The organism is Phycicoccus sp. M110.8 (assembly GCF_032464895.1).
Classification (GTDB): Bacteria; Actinomycetota; Actinomycetes; order Actinomycetales; family Dermatophilaceae; genus Pedococcus.
The window spans coordinates 1-5,517 of sequence record NZ_JAWDIC010000006.1 but is presented as its reverse complement, the minus strand read 5'-3'; the positions used below and the strand labels follow the sequence as shown (position 1 = coordinate 5,517).

Below are 5,517 nucleotides of genomic sequence, written 5' to 3'. Positions count from 1 at the left end.
ATGCAAAAGGGCCACCCGTGTGGGGTGGCCCTTTTGACAAAGTATGTTCGGCTGCGTCCTACTCTCCCACACCGTCACCAGTGCAGTACCATCGGCGCTGAAGGGCTTAGCTTCCGGGTTCGGAATGGGACCGGGCGTTTCCCCTTCGCTATGACAGCCGAAACTCTATGGAGATCTCAATCGGTTGAATCAGTACCCAACCCTGTGGGGGGGTTGGGTGGGTTCCCGACCGTGTCTCGGGAACCACACAGTGGACGCGTAGCATCTTTGTGATGTCAAGTTATCGGCTTATTAGTACCAGTCAGCTACACACATTACTGTGCTTCCACGTCTGGCCTATCAACCCAGTAGTCTAGCTGGGAGCCTCTCGCACACTAGGTGCATGGAAACCTCATCTTGAAGCGTGCTTCCCGCTTAGATGCTTTCAGCGGTTATCACTTCCGAACGTAGCTAATCAGCCGTGCTCTTGGCAGAACAACTGACACACCAGAGGTTCGTCCATCCCGGTCCTCTCGTACTAGGGATAGCCCTTCTCAAGTTTCCTACGCGCACAGCGGATAGGGACCGAACTGTCTCACGACGTTCTAAACCCAGCTCGCGTACCGCTTTAATGGGCGAACAGCCCAACCCTTGGGACCTACTCCAGCCCCAGGATGCGACGAGCCGACATCGAGGTGCCAAACCATGCCGTCGATATGGACTCTTGGGCAAGATCAGCCTGTTATCCCCGGGGTACCTTTTATCCGTTGAGCGACGGCGCTTCCACAAGCCACCGCCGGATCACTAGTCCCGACTTTCGTCCCTGCTCGACATGCCTGTCTCACAGTCAAGCTCCCTTGTGCACTTACACTCAAAACCTGATTGCCAACCAGGCTGAGGGAACCTTTGGGCGCCTCCGTTACCTTTTAGGAGGCAACCGCCCCAGTTAAACTACCCACCAGGCACTGTCCCTGATCCGGATCACGGACCGAGGTTAGATATCCAGAACGACCAGAGTGGTATTTCAACGTTGACTCCACCGACACTGGCGTGCCGGCTTCACAGTCTCCCACCTATCCTACACAAGCCGTACCGAACACCAATACCAAGCTGTAGTAAAGGTCCCGGGGTCTTTCCGTCCTGCTGCGCGTAACGAGCATCTTTACTCGTAGTGCAATTTCGCCGAGTTCGTGGTTGAGACAGTGGAGAAGTCGTTACGCCATTCGTGCAGGTCGGAACTTACCCGACAAGGAATTTCGCTACCTTAGGATGGTTATAGTTACCACCGCCGTTTACTGGGGCTTAAATTCTGAGCTTCGCTCCCGAAGGAACTAACCCGTCCTCTTAACCTTCCAGCACCGGGCAGGCGTCAGTCCGTATACATCGTCTTGCGACTTCGCACGGACCTGTGTTTTTAGTAAACAGTCGCTTCTCCCTGGTCTCTGCGGCCGTTCTCCCTAGGCAGCAAGTGCCTTCAGGATCTGGGCCCCCCTTCTCCCGAAGTTACGGGGGTATTTTGCCGAATTCCTTAACCACGATTCACTCGATCGCCTTGGTATTCTCTACCTAACCACCTGAGTCGGTTTGGGGTACGGGCGGCTCGAACCTCGCTAGAGGATTTTCTCGGCAGCATAGGATCACCCTGCTTCCCGCATACGCGGTCACTATCAGGTCTCAGGATTAATGTCAGACGGATTTGCCTATCTGACTCCCTACACCCTTGGACGTGGACAACCATCGCCACGCGGAGGCTACCTTCCTGCGTCTCCCCATCGCTTGACTACTACTAGATCGGGTCACGCGCTCCACTGAGGTCCTCAACCCGAAGGTCTTGGACAACAGCTTTGGGCGTTTAGCATCACTAGGTTCGTCATGGGCGGTTCTTCGCCGGTTCCGGAATATCAACCGGATGTCCATCGACTACGCCTGTCGGCCTCGCCTTAGGTCCCGACTTACCCAGGGCAGATTAGCTTGACCCTGGAACCCTTGGTTATTCGGCGGACGGGTTTCTCGCCCGTCATTCGCTACTCATGCCTGCATTCTCACTCGTGTGGCCTCCACGGCTGGATCACTCCGCCGCTTCCCTGGCCACACGACGCTCCCCTACCCATCAACACGCTTGGACCACCAACCCGCAGGTGTGGTGGCCGGGCAGATGTGTCAATGCCACAGCTTCGGTGGTGTGCTTGAGCCCCGCTACATTGTCGGCGCGGAATCACTTGACCAGTGAGCTATTACGCACTCTTTAAAGGGTGGCTGCTTCTAAGCCAACCTCCTGGTTGTCAATGCAACTCCACATCCTTTCCCACTTAGCACACGCTTAGGGACCTTAGCTGGTGGTCTGGGCTGTTTCCCTCTCGACTACGGAGCTTATCCCCCGCAGTCTCACTGCCACGCTCTCACTTACCGGCATTCGGAGTTTGGCTAACGTCAGTAACCTGGTGAGGCCCATCGGCTATCCAGTAGCTCTACCTCCGGTAAGAAACACGTGACGCTGCACCTAAATGCATTTCGGGGAGAACCAGCTATCACGGAGTTTGATTGGCCTTTCACCCCTACCCACAGCTCATCCCCTCAGTTTTCAACCTAAGTGGGTTCGGTCCTCCACGACGTCTTACCGTCGCTTCAACCTGGCCATGGGTAGATCACTCCGCTTCGGGTCTAGACCCAGCGACTAAATCGCCCTATTCGGACTCGCTTTCGCTACGGCTTCCCCACACGGGTTAACCTCGCCACTGAGCACTAACTCGCAGGCTCATTCTTCAAAAGGCACGCCGTCACCCCACAAGGAGGCTCCGACGGATTGTAGGCACACGGTTTCAGGATCTATTTCACTCCCCTCCCGGGGTACTTTTCACCTTTCCCTCACGGTACTTGTCCGCTATCGGTCACCAGGGAATATTTAGGCTTAGCGGGTGGTCCCGCCAGATTCACACGGGATTTCTCGGGCCCCGTGCTACTTGGGATACTGCTACAGGAGTTCACGCCATTTCGTCTACGGGGGTAGCACCCTCTATGCCGGGCCTTTCAATGCCCTTCGACTATAACGCGAATTTTTGACTCCCTGCCGGCCTGTCAGAACCAGCTGAGCAGTCCCACGACCCCTTACCTGCAACGCCTGACAGCTATCACACAGATAAGGTTTAGCCTCTTCCGCTTTCGCTCGCCACTACTCACGGAATCGCGGTTGCTTTCTCTTCCTGTGGGTACTGAGATGTTTCACTTCCCCACGTTCCCTCTACTCACCCTATGTGTTCAGATGAGAGTGACTGGACTTGCCTCCAGCCGGGTTTCCCCATTCGGAAATCCTCGGATCACAGTCTGGTTATCGACTCCCCGAGGCTTATCGCAGATTCCTACGTCCTTCTTCGGTTCCTGGTGCCAAGGCATCCACCGTGTGCCCTTAAAAACTTGAGCCACAAAGATGCTCGCGTCCACTGTGTAGTTCTCAAGAAACGGGCGGCCCCCTGTCGATCCCGGTGCCTACCAGCCATCAAGGCCAGCGGTTCATCCGCGACAGGGGTCCAAGCCAGTCCATGACCGGCCCGAAGGTCAAGCTCAACGCCCGAGCCTTCAGGACCCAACAACGTGCCAGGCGCCTACCCCCACCAGTGCGCGTTCCACTGCCCACCCCCAACGAGGAGAGCTTGTACTAGCGACACCAGCAGGTGTCAGCGCCAACTAATCGATGTTCCACCCTTGAGCACCCGCTGAGTGACACTCGCACTCAGACCGGGCTCTGGATCGCTTGCGCGACCAGTGCTCCTTAGAAAGGAGGTGATCCAGCCGCACCTTCCGGTACGGCTACCTTGTTACGACTTAGTCCCAATCGCCAGTCCCACCTTCGACAGCTCCCTCCCACAAGGGGTTGGGCCACCGGCTTCGGGTGTTACCGACTTTCGTGACTTGACGGGCGGTGTGTACAAGGCCCGGGAACGTATTCACCGCAGCGTTGCTGATCTGCGATTACTAGCGACTCCGACTTCATGGGGTCGAGTTGCAGACCCCAATCCGAACTGAGACCGGTTTTTTGGGATTCGCTCCACCTCGCGGTTTCGCAGCCCTTTGTACCGGCCATTGTAGCATGCGTGAAGCCCAAGACATAAGGGGCATGATGATTTGACGTCATCCCCACCTTCCTCCGAGTTGACCCCGGCAGTCTCCTATGAGTCCCCACCATCACGTGCTGGCAACATAGAACGAGGGTTGCGCTCGTTGCGGGACTTAACCCAACATCTCACGACACGAGCTGACGACAACCATGCACCACCTGTATGCGAGTGTCCAAAGAGAACGACATCTCTGCCGCGTTCTCGCATATGTCAAGCCTTGGTAAGGTTCTTCGCGTTGCATCGAATTAATCCGCATGCTCCGCCGCTTGTGCGGGCCCCCGTCAATTCCTTTGAGTTTTAGCCTTGCGGCCGTACTCCCCAGGCGGGGAACTTAATGCGTTAGCTGCGGCACGGATCTCGTGGAATGAGACCCACACCTAGTTCCCAACGTTTACGGCATGGACTACCAGGGTATCTAATCCTGTTCGCTCCCCATGCTTTCGCTTCTCAGCGTCAGTAGTGGCCCAGAGACCTGCCTTCGCCATCGGTGTTCCTCCTGATATCTGCGCATTTCACCGCTACACCAGGAATTCCAGTCTCCCCTACCACACTCTAGTCTGCCCGTACCCACTGCAAGTCCGGGGTTGAGCCCCGGATTTTCACAGCAGACGCGACAAACCGCCTACAAGCTCTTTACGCCCAATAATTCCGGACAACGCTCGCACCCTACGTATTACCGCGGCTGCTGGCACGTAGTTAGCCGGTGCTTCTTCTGCAGGTACCGTCACTTGCGCTTCTTCCCTGCTGAAAGAGGTTTACAACCCGAAGGCCGTCATCCCTCACGCGGCGTCGCTGCATCAGGCTTTCGCCCATTGTGCAATATTCCCCACTGCTGCCTCCCGTAGGAGTCTGGGCCGTGTCTCAGTCCCAGTGTGGCCGGTCGCCCTCTCAGGCCGGCTACCCGTCGTCGCCTTGGTGAGCCATTACCTCACCAACAAGCTGATAGGCCGCGAGTCCATCCCCAACCGAAAAACTTTCCAAACAGTACCCATGCGGCTCTGTTTCATATCCGGTATTAGCCCCGGTTTCCCGGGGTTATTCCAGAGTCAGGGGCAGGTTACTCACGTGTTACTCACCCGTTCGCCACTGATCACAAAGGTGCAAGCACCTCAGGTCACCGTTCGACTTGCATGTGTTAAGCACGCCGCCAGCGTTCGTCCTGAGCCAGGATCAAACTCTCCATTGATGTTCAGCACGCGCCCCAACCCAAAGGCCAGAACGCGAAACCGTTACCCGTGAAGGGTTGTTTCACTGACTGAGTCACAAACAACTAGCATTCGCTAGATGATCGTTGTCAATCAAAGGATAATCGTTCGAAGCAACCCACAACCAAACCATAAAAGTCCGGCCACGAGCCACCCCGAGACGAGGTTATTGGCATCGATTTTTGACACGCTGTTGAGTTCTCAAGGATCGGACGCGCACC

3 rRNA genes are annotated in these 5,517 nt (G+C 56.2%); all 3 read right to left on the bottom strand.

Features of this window, described 5'->3' with window-relative positions:
* Nucleotides 1-45 precede the first annotated feature (45 nt).
* Nucleotides 46-162, bottom strand: a 5S ribosomal RNA gene (gene rrf / locus RKE38_RS19535).
* A gap of 109 nt (nucleotides 163-271) precedes the next feature.
* A 23S ribosomal RNA gene (locus tag RKE38_RS19530) occupies nucleotides 272-3,396 on the bottom strand.
* 353 nt (nucleotides 3,397-3,749) lie between these two features.
* A 16S ribosomal RNA gene (locus tag RKE38_RS19525) occupies nucleotides 3,750-5,277 on the bottom strand.
* Together the 16S, 23S and 5S rRNA genes form the textbook arrangement of a ribosomal RNA operon.
* Nucleotides 5,278-5,517: the final 240 nt, after the last annotated feature.